The organism is Pararhodospirillum oryzae (assembly GCF_007992075.1).
GTDB classification, from domain to species: Bacteria; Pseudomonadota; Alphaproteobacteria; order Rhodospirillales; family Rhodospirillaceae; genus Pararhodospirillum; species Pararhodospirillum oryzae.
Map to the genome: position 1 here is coordinate 50,889 of NZ_BJZO01000007.1, position 17,887 is coordinate 68,775.

Here is a 17,887-nt window from a genome sequence, read left to right on the forward strand (position 1 = left end):
TCAGGTCTCCATCACGCCCTTGCGGCCCATCAGGCCACGGGGACGGGCCAGCAGGATGCCCACGGCGATCAAGTAAATGATGATCTGGTCAATGCCGGGCAGGATTTCCTTGATAAAGGTCATCGAGGCGAACGACTGCACGATGCCCAGCAGGAAGCCGGCAGCCACCGCGCCCCCCAGCGAGCCCATGCCGCCCACGACCACGACCACGAACGACAAAACCAGGAAGTCCATGCCCATGTGATAGTCGGGCGGCAGGACGGGGGTGTACATGACCCCGGCCAGCCCGGCGACCACGGCGGCGAGACCAAAAACCAGGGTGAAGCGGTTTTCGATGTCGATGCCCAAGAGGCCCACGGTTTCGCGATCGGCCATGCCGGCGCGCACGGTCATGCCGTAGGTGGTGCGCTGCAAGAAGGCGAACACGGCACCCACCACCGACAGCGAGAAGGCCAGGTAGATCAAGCGCCACCACGGATAGCTGACCCCGGGGCCCAGGCCCAGCCACTCCCCGATCTCGGCCGAGCCGGAGAAAATCGGGGGCACGACCTGGGGAATGGGGTTGGCGCCAAACATCGCCTTGATGATTTCCTGCAACACGATGGCGAGGCCAAAGGTGACCAGGATCTGTTCGGCGTGTGGTCGTTTATAAAAGTGGCGGATCAGGCCTCGTTCCATGACCAGGCCGATCAGCATCATGACGGGAATGGCCAGCAGGATGGAAAGCGGCACCACCCATTGCAACACGGCCTTGCCGGCGTCGCCAAACCACAAAACAAGGTAGGGGACCTCCTTGTACGCTTCGAAGAAGGTCACGCTTTCGTCGCGCACCCGCACGGAGGTGCCCAGGATTTTTTGCAGTGTTACCGTACAAAAGGCGCCCAGCATGAACAGGGCACCGTGGGCGAAATTGACAACGCCCAGGGTTCCGAAAACAAGGGTGAGACCAAGGGCGATGAGCGCATACGCGCCCCCCTTGTCAAGTCCGTTCAGGACTTGAAGCAATAGTGCGTCCATGGCATCGGGCTTTCGCGCGGGGCAAGGAGACGACGGGGCCGGTCTCCGCCTGGGCGGCGACCGGCCCCGCGGGCGAGGGTCAGGTGATCAGACCTCGTAGGGGCCCAGTTCTCCCCCGAACATGTTCGGGTCGTAGGTCACCACGTCGGCCGGCACTTCCTTGACCACTTCCAGCAGGTCAAACTGGCTGGTGGGATTCATCTTGCCACGCACCACCAGCACGCGCTTGAAGCACTGGTGATCGGCGCCGCGGTACAAGGTGGGGCCGTCGCCGGTGCCGTCGAACTGGAAGTCCTCCAGGGCCTTGATCACCGCCGGCGGATGGAAGGTACCGGCGCGCTCGCAGGCATCGGCATACAGCAGCGTTTGCACGTAGCAGGTCTGGGCCGCCTGCGACGGCGGGAAGCCGTAGGCCTGGCCGAACGACTTGACGAAGGTCAAGGACGCCTCGTCTTGAAGCGACCAGTTCCAGTTCTTGGTGCCCAGAATGCCCTTGATGTTCTCGCCCGCGCCCTGGGCCATCAGGCGGGAGTACAGCGGCACGACGATTTCAAACTTCTTGCCGTTGACCATCTTGTCGCGCAGCCCGAACTGCACGGCCTGGGTCAGCGAGTTGACCATGTCCTTGCCGTAGTGGTTCAAGATCAGCACGTCGGCGCCCGAGTTGAGAACGGGCGTGATGTACTGCGAGAAGTCGCCGGCACCGAGCGGCGTGCGCACCGTGGCCACGGTTTCCCAGCCCATCGCCTCGGTGGCGTTCTTGAGGGATTCTTCCTGGGTCCAGCCCCAGGTGTAATCCGCCGTCAGGTGATAGGCGCGGCGATCGGCGCCCAGTTCTTCCTTCAGCACCGGCGCCAGGGCCACGCCCGACATGTAGGCGTTGAAGAAGTGGCGGAAGCCGTAGCGGCGGCGGTCCTTGCCGGTGGTGTCGTTGGAGTGGGTGAGGCCGTTCATGAAGACCACGCCCATTTCCTGGGCCAGCGCCTGCTGGGCCACCGCGACCGCCGACGACGAGCCGCCGGAGAACATGATCACCCCGTCCTTTTCGATCATGCGCTTGGCCGAGGCCCGGGCCGCGTCCGCCTTGGTCTGGGTGTCGCCGGTCACGAACTGGACCTTCTTGCCCAGCACCCCGTTGCCGCGCAGGGCCAGGGGCTTCATGGTCTTGAGAAGACCGCCGTCGCCTTCGCCATTGATGTGCTTGACCGCCAGCTCGAAGGCGCGCAGCTCGTCGGCGCCCTCGTCGGCGTAGGCGCCGGTCTGGGGCACGTTGAACCCGAAGGTCACCGTGGCTCCGCTGCCCGGATCGTTGCGAAAGCCCGATTGCGCCCAGGCGGGCCGGGTCAGGATGGTGGGCATGCCCAGGGCAGCCCCCACGGCCAGCGAGCCCTTGAGCACGCCGCGCCGGGAAACGGAGGGCAGGGAACCAGGCACACTGATGGTGTCACGCGTCTCCGACATACGTCGGTCCTCCCTTGTTTCTTGAAGATGAATACCCCCGGGCCGACGCTCCCCTTTGCGGGTGATCCGTCGGTACCGTAAAACCTCTCTCCGGGTCTTCGCCCGTTATGGGGAGCAGTATGGGTGCCTGGGCCGATCGAATCAACACCCTATTTTGGCACCTGATTGCGTAATTTAAGGACCGGGCGGTTCAGGGAAAGGAAGCGGGGGGTGGATCGGGCAAGGCCCGTTGGGGGCGGCGCCCCCAAACCCCCGCCTGGGGACGCGGCGCGCCCCCAGACCCCGGCGGGCAAGAAGACGTGTGTTCGCGAGGCAATAGATGATAAAGGTTGTTTTTGGGAGCGGGAACCCCGTGGAAAAGGATCACGCCTTTGAATCAAAAAGGGAAAATTGGCATTACACCCGATCCGGACCCCGTTCGCACCCGGCCCGGACCGCCCGCCGCCCCCACCCCGTGGAAACGCCTCCCTTTTTCCCTGGCTTGACAAGAGGTTGAAAGGGGGTGAGGCTGAAGCCCCTCCGCGACTGGAAGCGGATTGAGGCTTCCTCCGGGATTTCCCGGAGGACTCCGCTTGTCCCCCGGTTCCTCTTCAAAACCGATGCAAAACCGATGCAAACGCGGCAAAGGCTGGTCCCCGGCCCGCTGTCCCGCGATCACGGCGGCGACTCTCGGGCTGCGCGCGATCGCCCGAACGGGTAGCGTGGTGAGTCCCTTTTCCTTTGATGCGGCAAGGACCCTGCCATGCGCTCCTTTTTCGCGCCCTTTGCTGTCGTGCTCGCCCTGGTGGCGGGCGCCTCTTTCGCCCGCGCCGACGACTTCGTGCTGGCGCTCAGTTGGACTCCGGGCTTTTGCGCCACGCTGGCGACTCCAGACGCCAAGCCCGAGTGCGCCCCCTCCGACGCCTCAACCAATGCCTTGCTGTCGTTGCATGGCCTGTGGCCGCAGCCTCGGGGGCGGGCCTATTGCGCGGTATCTGATGACCTGATTGCCCGCGATCGCTCGCCGGGCTGGGACGATCTGCCGCCGGTGCCGTTGCAAGACCCGGCCCTGGAGCAGGCGCTGGCCGAGGTCATGCCCGGGGTGGCCTCGCACCTGGATCGGCACGAATGGATCAAGCATGGCACCTGCACCGGCTGGGATGCCGACACCTACATGCGCACGGCCATCGCGCTGACCCAAACCGCGCGGGCCACGCAAACGCAACGCCTGATCAGCAAGGCCCAGGGCGACACCGTGACCAGCGCCGCCTTGTGCCGGGCGCTTGAAGCCGATTTCGGGCCGGGTATCCTGAAGGCCGCCAGCTTGAAGGTGGATCGCGTCGGCCGGGGCGCCCAGCGCCGCGCCGTTCTGGTGGATTTGCGGATTTACCTGCGCGACAGCGGCTCCGGCCTGGCCCTGGACAGCGCCCACCTGGCCGAAGGCGCCGCCAGCTTGCGCTGCACCCCCGAACCCCTCGCCGTCCCCTGAACGGATCGGAGGGGCGCGGGGAGGCGAGCCTCCCCGCCCTTTCCCTTATTCGTGCCCTTCCCCTTCCTCGTTCCCCTCTTCCGCGCCCAACCGCCCCCACGCCCAACGGGCTGCGTCGGCGATCACCGGATCGGGATCGTCGAGGAACGGCGCCACCGCGTCCTTCAGGGCCGGGGCGCCACTGTTGCCGAGCGCGATCAGCACGTTGCGCTTGAAGCGCGCGTAGCCCAACCGGCGCACCCCGGTGCCGCTGAAGCGGGCGCGAAAGCCGGGATCGTCGAGCGCGGCCAGTTCGGCCAGGGGCGGGTCGATCAGGTCGGGGCGCGCCACCAGGGCGGGCTCGGTCGTGGGCGGGGCGAAGCGGTTCCACGGGCACACCGCGAGGCAGGCATCGCAGCCATACACGCGGTTGCCCATGGCCCCGCGCAGGGGCTCGGGGATCGGTCCCGGGGTTTCGATGGTCAGGCAGGCGAGGCAGCGCCGGGCATCCATGACATGGGGCGCCGTCAGGGCCCCGGTGGGGCAGGCGTCCAGGCAACGCCGGCAGGCCCCGCAGCGATCGGGCATGGGGGGATCGGGGGGCAGGTCAACGGTGGTGAACACCTCGGCCAGCACCAGCCACGACCCGAAACGGGGGCTGACCAGATTGGTATGCTTGCCCTGCCAGCCCAGGCCGGCGGCGTGGGCCAGGGGTTTTTCCATCACCGGGGCGGTATCGACGAACACCTTCACCGCGCCCCCCAGGCGCGAGACCATCCACTGGGCCAGGGTCTTGGCCCGGCCCTTGGCCACGGCGTGATAATCGCGGTGGCGGGCATGGACGCTGAAGCAGGCGCGGGTGGGATCGCCGCCGGTGGGGTCGGGAATTTCGGGGGGGGCGTAGGACAGGCCCAGGGTAACAACCGAAACCGCCTCGGGCCAGAGCACGCGGGGATCGGCGCGCCGTTCCAGGGTTTCGGCCATCCAGGCCATGGGGCCGTGATGACCTTGGGCCACGAAGGCGCGCAGGTCTTCCCCCGCGCCCTCGGGCAGGCGGGCGGCGGTGATCGCGCAGGCCTCGAAGCCCAGGGCATGGGCCCGGGCCCGAAGCTGGGCACGCTGCTTTTCGGAAACCATGGAGCGGGACTCCGGACAACCGGCCCCCGGAGCCGGGCGGGCCCCTCCCCCGCGAGGGAAAGGGGCCGACACGGGCCTCAGGACGAGGAAGCGGGAGGCGCGGCCCCGGGGGGCGTGGCACCGGGGGGCGTGGCCCCGGGGGGCGAAGCGCCGCCGTCGGGCGTTTCCCCGGTCATGGCCTGGGCTTCACGCTCCAGCCGGCGGAACGAATGCAACGACACCGGCATCATCCCCAGGTACAAGCAGCCCACCCCGGCCAGGGTCAGCCACGGGCTGGTGACCAGGAACCCGGCCAGGATGCCAATGCCCACCATGATCGGCAGCACCGCCGCGTGAGGAACCTTGATGTTCTTGAAGCTGAAGGTCGGCACGCGGCTGATCATCAGCACCGCCACCCCGCTCAGCACCAGGCCCACAAGGGCCGGATGGCTGAAAACGTCCGGGGAGTCGGTGGCGAACGACAGCATCATGGGCAGCAGCACCAGCCCGGCGCCGGCCGGAGCCGGCACGCCGGTGAAGTAGTTGTAGGCCCAGGCGGGCAGGTCGCGCTCGCCCATGAGCTGGGTGTTGAAGCGGGCCAGACGCAGCCCGCACGACACCACGTAGAGCAAAACCAGGGCCCAGCCGACCCCCCCGGCCACGCCCATGGACCACAGGTACAAGAGCAGGGCGGGCGCGACGCCGAAGCAGACGAAATCCGACAGGCTGTCCAGTTCGGCGCCGAAGCGGCTGGTGCCCTTGAGCAGGCGGGCGACGCGACCGTCGAGACCGTCCAGGATGCCGGCCAGGATGATGGCCACCACCGCCTTTTCATACTCCCCATGCAGGCCGTAGCGCAGGGAAGTGAGGCCGGCGCACAGCGCCAGCAAGGTCATGAGGTTCGGAATGATCCGGTTGAACGACAGACCTTTGAGACGGGGGGTTCGCCGGCGGGACGCCTTGGCGCGGGGGTGTCGGGCCATGGGTTTTGATCCCGTTAGCGGACCTGGGCGGTACGGGCGGGCTCGGCCGAGGTCAGGTCGGCGATCACCGTTTCACCCGAAACCATGGTCTGGCCGGGGGCAACCAGGGGCGCGACGCCGGGCGGCAGGTAGATGTCCACCTTGCTGCCGAAGCGGATCAGGCCCATGACGTCGCCGGTGAGCACGGTCTGGCCCTCGGCGATGTCGCAGCGGATGCGCCGGGCGATCTGGCCGGCGATCTGGGTGAACGCCAGCTGACGGCCATCTTGCATGCGGATGACCACCGTGTTGCGCTCGTTCTCCTCGCTCGCCTTGTCCAAGGTGGCGTTCAGGGTCTTGCCCGGAATGTGCTTGACCTTGGTCACCGTGCCGCCCACCGGGCAACGGTTGACGTGGCAGTCGAACACGCTCAGGAACACGCTCACGCGCTGACGCGGGCCCGGGGGATCAAGGGCGAGATCGGCCGGGGGCTCGACCTCTTCCACCGCCTGGACCAGACCGCTGGCCGGCGACACCACGAGGCCGGCGCGCTCGGGCACGAAGCGCTTGGGGTTGCGGAAGAAGAACAGCACGGCCGCCGTGAACGCGAAGCCCAGCAGAGCCAGCCAGAAGGCCAGCATCCACAAAATCAACGAGACCACGCCGGCGATGGCGACGAATTTCCACCCGTCGGCATGGAACGGCGGGTTCAGGTACGTCTTCCAGTCAATGGCAATGCGACGCATGGATGGTTTCCCTCCTAAGGAACCAGGGACCAAAAGAAGCGAAAGAAGCGGCCCTGGCATGGACTGGGCCGTTTTTTCGCCGGAACAGGACCGCCCCGGCCGGCTTACGGCGACGGGCGGACCTCCGCCGGCCGGGGCACGGTAAAGACCTGGCCGGGGTAAATCAGATCGGGGTCGCGGATCTGGTCGCGGTTGGCCTGGAAGATGACGGTGTAGCGCCATCCATGGCCATAAACCTTGCGCGCCAGGGTCCACAGGTTATTGCCCGGTTGCACGGTAAACAAGATATCCCCGTCGCGGGGCTGGGGCAGCCGGTCGGGGCGCAGGAACGGGATTTCCACCCGCTCGACCACGGTGCCATCGGGGGTGAGGCGGTCGGCGCGCAGGGTGTGAGGCCCCGGAGGCAACGCTTGCGGCGCGACAATCTGCCAGCGCCCTTCGGGACTGCTGCCCTGCTCGCCCAGCAAACTGTTATCGAGGTACAAGCGCACCGGATCGCGGGCCGGCGCCACGCCGCCCACCACCAGATGCCCCTGTTCGTCGTAATCCAGGGTTTCGATGCCCAGGGGGGCGAAAGCCCCGCCCCGGGCGGCCTGGGGGCCTTGCAGCACGCGCGACGGTCCCCGGTCGGGCTGGGACTGGGCGACGACCAGCGGCGGGCGGGATTCGCCGGCCGGCGGAACCCGCACCGCCACGCTTTCCGGGGCCCCCGACTTCCGCCCGTCGGCCCGGTCCTCGGTCAGGGCCAGGAGATGGCCGCCCGGCGCCAGGGGGGCCTCGGGGCTGATCACCCATTCGCCGCGCGCGTTGGCCGTGGCCTCGCCCACCGCCGCCTCGCCGCTTTTCAAGGTCACCGTGGCCCCGGGGGTCGCGGTGCCGGCCGCCACCAGGGCGCCATCGCGCTCCACCCGGACCACGTCGAAGGCCGGTGCCGGAAGGGGGGCCACGGGAGGGGCCTCGTCGACGCGCGACGGATCCCTGGCCTTGTCGGGGTCCTCCGGGGGAACGACCGCCCGGGAAACAGCGCCCGGATCAGCCGGGACCGCCGGCGGAGCAAGGGCCGAGGGAGCGGCGGGAGCGGGAGCGGCGCCCGGGCGAGCGGCGCCCCCCGGCCCCGCGCTTGCCGGCGCGGCGCCCGGCGAAGCAGGCGGCACGATGAACACGCCCGGCACCGAGGACGGCAGGGCGGACGGAGCGCCCGCCTCGGGCGCCACCGGAGAAACCGGCGGAGGGACCTCCGACGCCCAGCCCGGCGGCGGCGCGGGGTCCCCGGCCGTGGACGCGCGGGACGGCTCCCCGGTCGCGGACAGGGGGCCCGTGTTTTCATAGGAACCGGGGCGCCCCGAGGGGGGAGCCTCGCGGGATGCCCCGGCGGGCCCGCCGCTGTCGGGGGCCATGCGCGCCAGGAGAGCCAGGAGGACGACAAGCAACACGGCCACCCCGGCGGCCCCGGCAATGGCAAGAGTGCGTCTGGTCACGGCTGCGCTCCTGACGTTCGAGTCCGAACACCTGGCGGCACTATAAGACAAACAGCCGCAAGGACAAAGCACCGTCACCCGGGCGGCATGCCGGCGACGACCACGGTCATGGCCCCGGCGATGGCAACGGGAGCCAGGGCGGTGGCCAGGGCCAGCACCGGCTCCAGAACGCGGCCGGCTCCTCCCCCGGGACGGGGAAGACGCGCGGCGGGGGCGTCGGCGAACAACGCCAGCGCCGCGACCAGGACACCGGCCAGGGCGGGGGGGGAATCCAGCGCCAGGGCCCCGGCCAGGGGCACCAGAACGGCCACGCCGGTGACCGTGGCGGGATCGGGCCCCCGCGCCGGCCCGGGGGCCGGGGGGCGCACCCGGCTGGCCGCGAACCAGCCCCCCAGGGCTCCGGCCAGGGACAGGGCCGGCGCCACGAAGTCGGGGCGATCGATGACCCAGGCGACCAGGGCCACCCCCAGGGCGGTGGCGGGCAACCCGGCGGCGGCCGGGGGGCCCCGACGGGAAATCTGGTCCAGCCGCCAGGGCAACCCCAGCCAGGCGGCCCCCAGCACAAGCGCGGAGGCCAGGACAGCCGGCCAGCCGCCTTCGCTTCCGGGCGCCGCCGCGAGGCCCAGCGCGGCCAGCCCGACCACGGCCGGCACGAGCAGGCGGGCCGGCCCGGGAAGCGGTGGCGGCGGCGGTGGCGCAACCGGGGCCCGGGCGCGCGGCGGGCGTGCCTTCGCGGTCGGGGCGGCGGAGGCTTTTTTCCTGCGCCTGGGGGGCTCCGGACGGGTTCTTTCGGCGATCCACCCCGCCACGGCCACCAGGGCGCCCAGCGCCAGCGCCCAGTCGGCGGAAGCCGGGTTGATCACGGGGGCGGGGGCAAGGCTGGCGATCAGACGCCCCAGGGCCACGGCGACCAGAAGGACGGGCGCCAGCAGCAGGGCAGGCCCCCGGGGTCCCAGCGCCTGCGTCGCCACGGTGCTTGCGGCGGAAAAAACGAACGGCACGAGGAAAGCCAGCCCCAGGCCGTCGGCACCGAAAGCGCCGTGCGTTAAATCGGGTGCGGGCACGACGCTTTATCCTTTTATTTTTAGGCTCAATTTATCCGAAAAGTGGCATTTCCTTCCCGGATCCCTCTCCGGTGCACCGGGCATTAAATCAGATCCAGGCACGACACTCTATTTCGTTGTTTTTGCATTTCGTTGCTTTTGCCCGCGGCCGGCCCGAAAAGCGGGTCGCCTTCCCGGATTTCGCCCCAGGTCGGGCGGCAGGGCAAGGGTTCATGCCTGCCAGCAAAACAAGAACACGCGACAGGGGCGGGGGAGCAAAACGGGCAAGGCACGGGCACGAACATAACAAATCGGAAAGGAACCAGACGTGGGGTTGCGCCGGACGCGCCGGCACCGCACAGTCGGGGCGGGTACACCGCCGGCGCGGATGAAAATCCCGTGCACCGGCGGACGGGCCCCATGATAGGGCCGGGCGGGGTCCACGCAAAGCCCCCGGGCCCTCCAACCGAAACAGCCTGGAGATCGTTGCGATGACTGACGCGTCGACCACTTCCCCAGCCGCCATGATACGGGTGTGGGATTTACCGACCCGAGTGTTTCACTGGAGCCTGGTTGCTCTTCTGATCTTGCTCTACATCACGGGCGAGAACATCGACTCCCTGGGCGAAATTCACATGTTCCTGGGCCGGGTAACCGTGGCCCTGGTTCTGGCCCGCGTGATCTGGGGGTTCGTGGGCAGCGAGACTTCGCGTTTCGCCAACTTCGTGAAACCGCCCCAGGAAATCCTGGCCTACATCAAATCGGTGCGTTCGGGCGAGCATTGGACGGGCCTGGGCCACAATCCGGCCGGCGCCGTGATGATGCTGGGCCTGCTCGCCCTCATGCTGCTGCAGGGCTTCACCGGCCTGTTCTCGTATGACGATGGCGCCATCGTCGGCGGCCCGTTCCATGACATGGTGTCAGAGGACACGGCCAAGATTTTCACCGGCCTGCATGAAACCATTTTCAATCTTGCCGTGCTTCTCGCCCTGGTGCACATCGCGGCCGCGCTGTTCTACAAGTTTGTCAAGAAGGACGACCTGATTCACCCGCTGGTCACCGGGGTGCGCCCGACCCTCCCCGGGGCGGTTGAACCCAAGTTCGCGTCGCCCGTCCTGGCGGTTGGCCTGTTCGTGGGCTGCCTGGTGGTCATTTTCCTGATGACAGGCGTCTGAGGCCGTTTCAAATCCTCTCCGGCCCTGTCGGGAGAATTTCAAACGCGCACCATCCGGTGGAAGGGAGGGCTCCCGCCTTCCCTTCCCCGCTTCAGGGCGAAATCCAAAAAAATGCCGGCCCGGGTTACGACAGCGACGACGGCGTGTCGTCCAGCCGGCCCATGATCGAGTCGACCAGGAAACGCCGCCGATCCGGGCTCAGGACCGGGCCGGTGTTCCGCAAGACCGCGTCGAAGGCGACCGCGTCGCGCATCAGGGCACGGGCTTCGTCGGACTGAGCAAGAAGGGTTTTGGCGTGCGCCCCCTCCTGAGGGGGCCATTTGGCCAGGTCGGCGCCGTAAATGTCGATCAAGGCCTTGAGTTCATTGGGGGTCATCCGCTCTCCACCGGCCTGTTCACGTTCGGTGAACCTAAGGGACGTCATCCACATTCAGTGGACCAGCCACGGGGCAGTGAACCTCCCGCAAGCGCGAAGGGGAATGGAAACGCCCGCCTTCAACCGCCTGGAGCGCTGCCGATGAGACTGAACCGCCTTCGGGTTCGCCCGAACACGGCCCTTCCTCGAAAAATCGGGATGGGAAGGGAAGCCCTTGGCAAGGCGGGCCTTTTTTAGGCCGGGCCTCCGCCAGGATCGGTTTCGCCCAACAGATCCCGTAATTTCTGGCGCCCCCGCTTCAGCAGGGACTCCACAGCATTCACTTTTAAATCCATGATACAGGCGACATGGGCCGCCGTCAAATCTTCATTATAATACAAAGTGATCGCGATTCGTTGCCGCTCTGGCAACTGATGGATGGCGGCCCGCACCCGGGCCGCCTCCTCGCCGGCGTCGCACTGATCCAAGGGCGAGCGGGCGGGATCAATGGGTTCGGGGGTGTCGTCCAGGGCGACGGTGGAGCGGCGCCGGGTTTCATCGATGCAGCGGTTCAAGGCCACCCGGTAAAGCCAGGTGCGGAAGGTGCCGCCCCGGGGGGTCCACTGGTCGCGCCGGGCCCATAGCTTGAGAAACACATCCTGGGCGATATCCTCGGCCTCGGCGGGCCCGACCACCCGCCGGGCCAGCCCCACGATCCGGTCGATATGGCGCGTGACCAGTTGCCGGAACGCGTCGCGATCGCCTTGTTGTACCCGGATCATCAGGGCGTCGTCGGGCACTTCGTCCGCCGTCACCCCGACGGGAGCGTCCCCGGCCGAGTCCGTCTCCCAGGAACTCTTCATGTCGAGTACCTTCAACACCCTCGGATTCGACTGGACGCTCATCACCGCGACCCGCCTCCTGTAAAAAATTGTATCAGCCACGTCGGGAGAGGTCACTGGGAAGAATTTACCCGACCATCGGCAGTTTTGGTATGTCGGAGACCATCAAGGGCGGCAAACCGGCAAGTCTGGCCCACGCATCGCGCATGATCAAAATCTGGCGGTGGACGCTGCCGTAGCGATCAATGGCACTTTCGCCCCGGGTCCGAAGGGCGGCATGAAGCTGAAGTATGGTTTGCTTGTAGTACCGACTCAGCATTTTGGACATATCCTGTGCCCGTTCGTCGCGACGATTGAGGCAGCCATCCAGTTCGCTCAAAATCCGGGTCGCCTTGGTCATGAACCGGAACTCCTCGTCGCGCCGATTCGCGACTCGGGCGGCCTTGGCACGCGCCACCTGGGTCAGGGCCGCGTCGTAGACCTCGACGGTCAGCATCAGGGGCGGCTGGGCGCCGCGCGCCCGGTTATAGGCCTGAAGGGCACTGCGGGAAGCAGTCATGGGGGTTCTCCCAATGGCAAGAAGAATTCGGGAAGAAACGGGGTATCTTCCCTGTGACGCTGGATTGAAAAGGTGATCGGAAATCAATCGTCATCGCCATAGAACAAGGCCTCGATCTGCTGCAAGCGGATGTCTGCCATCGAGATTTGTTCTTCGAGTTTTGCGTAATAGGCGATCATTCTTTCTTCGTAATCCCCCGCGCGCTCGGCGATTCGATCGCGTTTTTCCTGTTTGCCGGTGATGTCGTCGGCGATCGAGGAAAGACGGGTCGTGATGCGTCCGTCGCCGGCGTTGGTGTAGTCGTCGATCGCCGTGGTCAGGGCGTCGGCCAGGCCGGTGCTCACGGCCAGCGTGATCGTGGCATCACCCGTCCCGGAATACCCCATCCACAGGTCTTCGTAGATCGACCCGTCCGGCCCCGACAAAGTCGTGCCCGACACGGTCAGGGCCACGCCGTTCAAGGTAGCGCTGGCGATCTTTCCCGTGGCTTCGTCAACATCGATGTCGAGGGTGTAGGTGCCCGAGGGCATGGTCGCGGGCAGGCTGACCACCCCCAGGCTGGAGGAGTCGCAAGACACGCTGCTGCAAAAGAACGCTTCGACGACATCGGGGTTTTGCAGAAGCATTTCCTCGATCACGTCGCCGTCCAGGGCGAGGGTGTTGTCGTCGTTGAACGACAAGCCCATGTCGGACAAGGTGTAGGTCGTGCCGTCCACCGTGACCGAGGTATTGAGCGCGCTGTAAAGCGCCGCGTTGACGCCCTTCAAGGTGGAATCCCCGAACAGAACCGCGTCATCGGCGGCGCCGGACTCGTCGGTTGCCTGCTGGGTCAGCGCGAATTCGCGATAGGCGTTGTAGGCCTCCACGAATGCCTCGATGGCATCAAGGGCGGCGCCCAGATCTTGCCCCACCTCGACCGCGATGGTCTCGCCCCCGGTCGCGGCGTACAGGTTGACCGACACCCCGGGCAGCAGATCCTTGATATCATTGCTGTCGCTGGTGACGGTCACGCCGTCCAGGGTCAAGATGGCCTGCTGGGCCTCCTGGACCGGCTTCACGAAATCACCCGACGAGTCCACAAGCCCCAGCGCCTGGCCCGCCGTGCCGCTGGTCTCGGTCAGGGTGAAGGCTTGCCCGGTGTTGACACTGGACAAGACCAGGGTCTGTTCATTGCTGCCCGTGCGCACCACGGTGGCGACCACGCCGCTGGTGGCGCTTTGCTCGTTGATCGCCTCGGCGATGTCCGACGCGGTCATCGAGGCGTCCACGGTGATGTCCACGGCCGTGCCGTCGTCCGCCTGAAGCGTGAACGACCCGTCCACGCCCAGCGCGGTGCCGGCACTCAATCCCTGCGAGGCGACTTTCTGGGTGGTGGCCAGTTGCTCCACGGAAAGGGTGTAATTGCCCAGGTCCGCCTCGTCGGTCACCGTGAGGCCCACGTAATTGGCGGGTGTGTCCAAGGAGGACGTGAGATAGGCGGACCGGCCGGCGAAGGCCGAGGTCGTATCGCTGGACGACGACAGGACCGACGCGCTGGCAAGGGGTTCCAAGGCTTCCGACACCGCCGAAAGCAGCGACGTCATCTCGGAGAAGGCGGATTCCTCGGTTTCCAGCGCGCTGATCTTGTCGTCCAGGCGATAGGCCGGCTGCATCTTGGCTTCCACCGCCGCTTCGATCAGGGCAGACGTGTCCAGGTCCGACAACCCCGACAGGTAGGTGGTCCCGCTGCTGCCCGTCACATACGAACTGCTGGTGATGGTGGTCATGGCCGGTCTCCTGCCGCCCGTGCGGCCGCTGCCTCACGCAAGCTCGTTGATCCCGTTGGAAAGGGGGAAGCCGGACCGGCCGGCTTCCTCCCCCCCAGGGGGCGCGCCGCCTAGTTGAAAAGCCGCATCAGATCCTGCGGCATTTCATTGGCTTGGCTCAGCGCCGCGATGGCGGCGTTGGTCAGCACCTGCGCCGACGACAGGTTGGCCTGTTCCTCGGCCACGTCGGCGTCGGTGATCGCGGACTGGGCGGCGTCCAGGTTTTCCTCGGTGGTGGCCAGCGAGTCGCTCCGGTACTCGAAGCGCGACATCTGCGCGCCCAGGGTGGCGCGGGCCTCGGCCACGTCGGCGACGGCCGCGTCCAGGACATCGAGCGCCTTGGTCGCGTTGGCGCTGGTATCGACCGAGGTGGAGGAAAGCGCCGTGCCGCTGCTCGCCCCCAGTTCCGAGGTCCGCATGTCGGCGATGCTCACGCTGATGATGTCCGCGCTCGACGTGCCGACCATGAAGTCCAGGGTCGAGTTGTGCGACGAGGAGTCCTTGTCGGTGAACACGCCGTTGGACAGGTCCACGGTGTCGCCCGCGTCGGTTTCGATCTCCAGGGAGCCGGTGGTGGCATCGTATGTCGCGGTGAGGTTCGCCGACACCCCGGCCTCGGTCAGCGCCGCGTCCAGTTGGGTCTGGATCGACGCCGTGGTGGGTGCCGTGCCACCCGACGCGTTGGCGATTTCGAAGCTGACCGTGGTGCCGTTAACGTCGAACGACACCTTGTCGCCAGCCGTCAGGTTGCTGTCGGCGCCGGTCAGGCCGGCGTTCAAGGTCAGGGTCGATTGCTTGCTGGCCGCAACCGCGGCGGTGTGGGTCACCGTCGCCGCGCTGCCGCCGATGGTCGCGCTCGCCGCCGTCAGCTTGCTGTCGGTGGACTGCTCGGTCAGCACCAGGGCCGTGGTGTTGATGCTGGCCTTGATCGCCCCGGCCTCGTACCCGGCCGCGTTCAACGCGGCATCAATGTCGGACTGAATGCTGGTCGCGCCGCCCGTGGCCGTGACCTCGATGGTCTTGGAATCATAGGTCAGGGTGATGGTGTCGCCGGCCGCGATGGACGCGCCGCCCGCGATTGATTCAGTCGCGGTATCGACGTAGGTCGTCTTCCCTTCCACCGTCGAGCCGGTGTAGGTGCCATCCAGCAACGCGGTTCCGTTGAATTCGGTGTTGGCCGCGATGTCGTTCAGTTCCGAAATCAGCTGCTGATATTCGGCGTCGATGTTGGCGCGTTCGGATTCCACGGCGCCCGACAGGGACGAGGTGGCCAGGACCTTCATGCGCTCCAGGATGTCGGCGATTTCCGACATGGCCCCGTCGGCGGTTTCCAGCATGGCCGAGGCGTGCGACGCGTTCGTCTGGGCCTGATTGAGCACCGCCGTGTCGTTTTGCAGCTTCATCGACACGGCAAGCCCGGCGGCGTCATCGCTGGCCGACGTGATCTTCGAGCCGCTGGCAATGCGGTTCAGCGCCGTGGTCTGGTCGGACTGGTTGATGTTGAGATAGCGCAGGGCCGAGTTGGCCGCGGTGTTCGTCGTGATGACGGGCATGATCAGCGTTCCTTTCCAATCGCATCCCAAGGCCACTTCTGGCCCGGTTCACCCGGCCTGGACGGTCCCGTCCCGTGCCGTTCAGGTATGGAACGCAGCCCGGCGCCGTTTCCTGGCGCGCGGACCCCAAAAAAAATATTTGCGCCCCCCGCGCCAGGATTGGCGCCCCTCACGCGTCTTTCCCTTCAAGACGCCGGGGTTGGGCTCGCCCGTTCCCCGGTTCCCCGGAGAACGAAAGGCGAGGCGCCATGTCCATCGACAGCACGAGCACCGTCGCGACGACCTACAGCAGCGGGCTTTCCACCACCACGGCCTCGTCGCTGGCGTCGTTGTCCGACAACTACGACATGTTTATCTCGCTGCTCACGGCGCAGCTTCAAAATCAAAGCCCGCTTGATCCCACCGATACCGATGAACTGACTCAACAGCTTCTTAGCTATTCATCGATCGAGCAGCAGATTCTTTCGAACCAGTACCTTGAAAACCTGGTTCTGGCCACCAGCAACGATTCCTCGCAAGTGGCCCTGTCCTTCCTGGGCAAGGAAGTGACCTACGACGCCTCGGAGCAGAATTTTTCGGGTGATGCGCTGTCGTGGGCGATGACCGTGCCCGACGAAGCGGAGTCCCTGACCATCGAGATCCAGAACGAAAACGGCCTCACCGTTTTCGAAACCACCGTCGAGCCCGACGCCGGCAGTGACTACACCTACACCTGGGACGGCACAAAAACCAGCGGCGCCACCGCCGATGACGGTGACTACACCTTGGTGGTGACCGCCAACCTCGCCGACGACACCACCGAAAGCGTTGATCTGGAAGCCACCAGCATCGCCCGGCAGGTGGTCTGGACCAGCGGCGCCCCGGAACTGGTGCTCGCCAACGGCGACACGACCGGCCTCGACACCATCATCAGCGCCAGAACCGTCGACGAAACCGACGCCTGAGGCCCTGCCCTTCCCTTTGCTCAAGGAGATCCCATCATGGGCAGCCTCAGCAGCTCGCTGTATACCGCCGTTTCCGCGCTCAATGCCCAGTCGGCCGCCGTGTCGGCCATTTCCAACAACCTCGCCAACAGCGAGACCATTGGCTACAAATCGACCAACGCCAGTTTTTACAGCCTGGTCACCGGTGCCAGCTCGCAGGTGAACTTCACCGGCGCGGGGGTGATCGCCAATCCCAGCCAGAGCATCGCCACCCAGGGCGTTATTATTGGCACGGAGAACGAAACAGACCTGGCCATTGACGGCAACGGCTTCTTCGTTGTTACCAGCGACGTTGACAGCGATGTGTTCTATTACACACGCGTTGGTGACTTCGACACCGACGACGAAGGATATCTTGTCAACAGCAACGGATACTATATCCAGGGATATTCGACCAACCTGTCGGGCGAGATCACGGGCGGCACCTCGGCCGCCGCCCTGGAGCCCATCAACCTGGACGCAATCAACGGCACCGCCGTTGCCACCAGCAACCTGGCCGTCAAGGCCAATCTCCCCGTCAACGCCGCCGTCGGCGACAGCGTGCAAGCCTCGGTCGAGGTTTTCGACAGCCTGGGCGTCGCCCACACCATCGACCTGACCTACACCAAGACCGCCTTGAACGAATGGACCATGGTGCCGTCCGAGCCTTTGTACTCGTCGGACGGCCTCACCCAGTCGGGAACACTGAGCACGGCCTCGGCCGCCGGGCTGGTGATCACGTTCAACGGCGACGGCACCCTGGCCAGCACGGCGCCGGTCGATGCCTCCATGACGAGCTACAGCCTGGACGTGACATGGAACACCGGAGCCCAGGACAGCACTATAGCCTACAGCGCCGGCACGGTGGGAAAGGCCAACGGCCTCAGCCAGTATTCGTCCAGCAGCGGCGATGTTGAAATCGAGCTGGATACCATCTCGCAAGATGGCGTGCGCTACGGCGCCTTTCAAAGCGCCACCGTCACCGAGGATGGCCTGGTCTACGCCAACTTCGACAATGGCGTGAGCTACGCCATCTACCAGATTCCGCTCGCGACTTTCCAAAACCCGAACGGCCTGGAAGCCGCCTCGGGCAACGTGTACCTGCCCACCGTCCAGTCCGGCTCCCAAACCTATGTCCTGCCCGGCACCAGCGGGTCGGGGACCATTTTCGCGGGCTCCCTGGAAAGCTCGACAGTCGATACCGCCGACGAGTTCAGCAAGCTGATCACCGCCCAGCAGGCCTACAGCGCCGCCACCCAGATCGTCGAATCCGCCCAGGAAATGTTCGACGACCTGATCAGCGCCAAACGGTGAGCCCATGACCGCCCGTTCTCCCTCTCCCTCCCCCGCCCCCGCCCCCGCCCCC

At 66.5% G+C, this 17,887-nt stretch carries 16 protein-coding genes; 4 read left to right on the forward strand and 12 right to left on the reverse strand.

Features of this window, described 5'->3' with window-relative positions:
- A complete protein-coding gene (locus ROR02_RS02300) occupies window positions 1-1,017 on the reverse strand; it encodes a branched-chain amino acid ABC transporter permease (protein ID WP_147162391.1) in 1,017 nt (338 codons plus the stop codon).
- Between the two features lie 87 nt (window positions 1,018-1,104).
- Entirely contained in the window at window positions 1,105-2,478 is a 1,374-nt protein-coding gene (locus tag ROR02_RS02305; RefSeq protein WP_147162392.1) for an ABC transporter substrate-binding protein, read from the reverse strand.
- 742 nt (window positions 2,479-3,220) lie between these two features.
- Between ROR02_RS02305 and ROR02_RS02310 the strand changes: the two genes are divergently transcribed.
- Window positions 3,221-3,946, forward strand: coding sequence for a ribonuclease T2 family protein (locus ROR02_RS02310; RefSeq protein ID WP_147162393.1), 726 nt, complete (start codon window positions 3,221-3,223; stop codon window positions 3,944-3,946).
- A gap of 45 nt (window positions 3,947-3,991) precedes the next feature.
- On the opposite strand, the gene queG is transcribed toward ROR02_RS02310, so the two are convergent.
- The 5 genes from queG to ROR02_RS02335 form a co-directional block, all read right to left on the reverse strand.
- Complete coding sequence (gene queG, locus ROR02_RS02315; protein WP_147162394.1) at window positions 3,992-5,062, reverse strand: tRNA epoxyqueuosine(34) reductase QueG; 1,071 nt, start codon at window positions 5,060-5,062, stop codon at window positions 3,992-3,994.
- Between the two features lie 77 nt (window positions 5,063-5,139).
- Window positions 5,140-6,024, reverse strand: coding sequence for a CDP-alcohol phosphatidyltransferase family protein (locus tag ROR02_RS02320; protein ID WP_147162395.1), 885 nt, complete (start codon window positions 6,022-6,024; stop codon window positions 5,140-5,142).
- Window positions 6,025-6,038: 14 nt separating this feature from the next.
- On the reverse strand, window positions 6,039-6,749 hold the full coding sequence (locus tag ROR02_RS02325; RefSeq protein ID WP_147162396.1) for a phosphatidylserine decarboxylase: 711 nt from the start codon (window positions 6,747-6,749) through the stop codon (window positions 6,039-6,041).
- A gap of 104 nt (window positions 6,750-6,853) precedes the next feature.
- Window positions 6,854-8,227, reverse strand: coding sequence for a LysM peptidoglycan-binding domain-containing protein (locus ROR02_RS02330; protein WP_147162397.1), 1,374 nt, complete (start codon window positions 8,225-8,227; stop codon window positions 6,854-6,856).
- A 74-nt stretch (window positions 8,228-8,301) separates the two neighbouring features.
- Window positions 8,302-9,291 carry a hypothetical protein gene (locus ROR02_RS02335; protein ID WP_147162398.1) on the reverse strand — a complete coding sequence of 330 codons (990 nt, stop codon included), beginning with the start codon at window positions 9,289-9,291 and terminating at the stop codon, window positions 8,302-8,304.
- A 470-nt stretch (window positions 9,292-9,761) separates the two neighbouring features.
- Between ROR02_RS02335 and ROR02_RS02340 the strand changes: the two genes are divergently transcribed.
- Complete coding sequence (locus ROR02_RS02340; protein WP_147162399.1) at window positions 9,762-10,445, forward strand: cytochrome b/b6 domain-containing protein; 684 nt, start codon at window positions 9,762-9,764, stop codon at window positions 10,443-10,445.
- Between the two features lie 124 nt (window positions 10,446-10,569).
- Here the strand turns inward: ROR02_RS02340 and ROR02_RS02345 are convergent, their stop codons facing one another.
- The 5 genes from ROR02_RS02345 to ROR02_RS02365 form a co-directional block, all read right to left on the reverse strand.
- Window positions 10,570-10,869 (reverse strand): hypothetical protein, encoded by a 300-nt coding sequence (locus ROR02_RS02345; RefSeq protein WP_147162400.1) that lies wholly within the window; start codon window positions 10,867-10,869, stop codon window positions 10,570-10,572.
- A 185-nt stretch (window positions 10,870-11,054) separates the two neighbouring features.
- Window positions 11,055-11,663, reverse strand: coding sequence for an RNA polymerase sigma factor (locus tag ROR02_RS02350; protein ID WP_147162401.1), 609 nt, complete (start codon window positions 11,661-11,663; stop codon window positions 11,055-11,057).
- Between the two features lie 106 nt (window positions 11,664-11,769).
- Entirely contained in the window at window positions 11,770-12,201 is a 432-nt protein-coding gene (locus ROR02_RS02355) for a flagellar protein FliS (protein ID WP_147162402.1), read from the reverse strand.
- An 83-nt stretch (window positions 12,202-12,284) separates the two neighbouring features.
- The gene (gene fliD, locus ROR02_RS02360; RefSeq protein WP_147162403.1) at window positions 12,285-13,967 is read right to left on the reverse strand and encodes a flagellar filament capping protein FliD; all 1,683 of its coding nucleotides are present in this window, start codon (window positions 13,965-13,967) and stop codon (window positions 12,285-12,287) included.
- A 110-nt stretch (window positions 13,968-14,077) separates the two neighbouring features.
- Window positions 14,078-15,559 (reverse strand): flagellin N-terminal helical domain-containing protein, encoded by a 1,482-nt coding sequence (locus ROR02_RS02365; protein ID WP_147162404.1) that lies wholly within the window; start codon window positions 15,557-15,559, stop codon window positions 14,078-14,080.
- Between the two features lie 248 nt (window positions 15,560-15,807).
- On the opposite strand from ROR02_RS02365, the gene ROR02_RS02370 reads away from it, so the two are divergent.
- The gene (locus tag ROR02_RS02370) at window positions 15,808-16,503 is read left to right on the forward strand and encodes a flagellar hook assembly protein FlgD (protein ID WP_147162405.1); all 696 of its coding nucleotides are present in this window, start codon (window positions 15,808-15,810) and stop codon (window positions 16,501-16,503) included.
- A gap of 36 nt (window positions 16,504-16,539) precedes the next feature.
- Window positions 16,540-17,835, forward strand: a complete 1,296-nt coding sequence (flgE, locus tag ROR02_RS02375) for a flagellar hook protein FlgE (protein ID WP_147162406.1) — start codon at window positions 16,540-16,542, stop codon at window positions 17,833-17,835.
- Window positions 17,836-17,887: the final 52 nt, after the last annotated feature.

Coding starts and splice junctions, on each gene's coding strand:
- ROR02_RS02300 (WP_147162391.1), bottom strand. CDS start 1,017: ATGGACGCACTATTGCTTCAAGTCCTGAACGGACTTGACAAGGGGGGC.
- ROR02_RS02350 (WP_147162401.1), bottom strand. CDS start 11,663: ATGAAGAGTTCCTGGGAGACGGACTCGGCCGGGGACGCTCCCGTCGGG.
- ROR02_RS02370 (WP_147162405.1), top strand. CDS start 15,808: ATGTCCATCGACAGCACGAGCACCGTCGCGACGACCTACAGCAGCGGG.
- ROR02_RS02345 (WP_147162400.1), bottom strand. CDS start 10,869: ATGACGTCCCTTAGGTTCACCGAACGTGAACAGGCCGGTGGAGAGCGG.
- queG (WP_147162394.1), bottom strand. CDS start 5,062: ATGGTTTCCGAAAAGCAGCGTGCCCAGCTTCGGGCCCGGGCCCATGCC.
- fliD (WP_147162403.1), bottom strand. CDS start 13,967: ATGACCACCATCACCAGCAGTTCGTATGTGACGGGCAGCAGCGGGACC.
- ROR02_RS02310 (WP_147162393.1), top strand. CDS start 3,221: ATGCGCTCCTTTTTCGCGCCCTTTGCTGTCGTGCTCGCCCTGGTGGCG.
- ROR02_RS02365 (WP_147162404.1), bottom strand. CDS start 15,559: ATGCCCGTCATCACGACGAACACCGCGGCCAACTCGGCCCTGCGCTAT.
- ROR02_RS02305 (WP_147162392.1), bottom strand. CDS start 2,478: ATGTCGGAGACGCGTGACACCATCAGTGTGCCTGGTTCCCTGCCCTCC.
- ROR02_RS02355 (WP_147162402.1), bottom strand. CDS start 12,201: ATGACTGCTTCCCGCAGTGCCCTTCAGGCCTATAACCGGGCGCGCGGC.
- flgE (WP_147162406.1), top strand. CDS start 16,540: ATGGGCAGCCTCAGCAGCTCGCTGTATACCGCCGTTTCCGCGCTCAAT.
- ROR02_RS02320 (WP_147162395.1), bottom strand. CDS start 6,024: ATGGCCCGACACCCCCGCGCCAAGGCGTCCCGCCGGCGAACCCCCCGT.
- ROR02_RS02325 (WP_147162396.1), bottom strand. CDS start 6,749: ATGCGTCGCATTGCCATTGACTGGAAGACGTACCTGAACCCGCCGTTC.
- ROR02_RS02340 (WP_147162399.1), top strand. CDS start 9,762: ATGACTGACGCGTCGACCACTTCCCCAGCCGCCATGATACGGGTGTGG.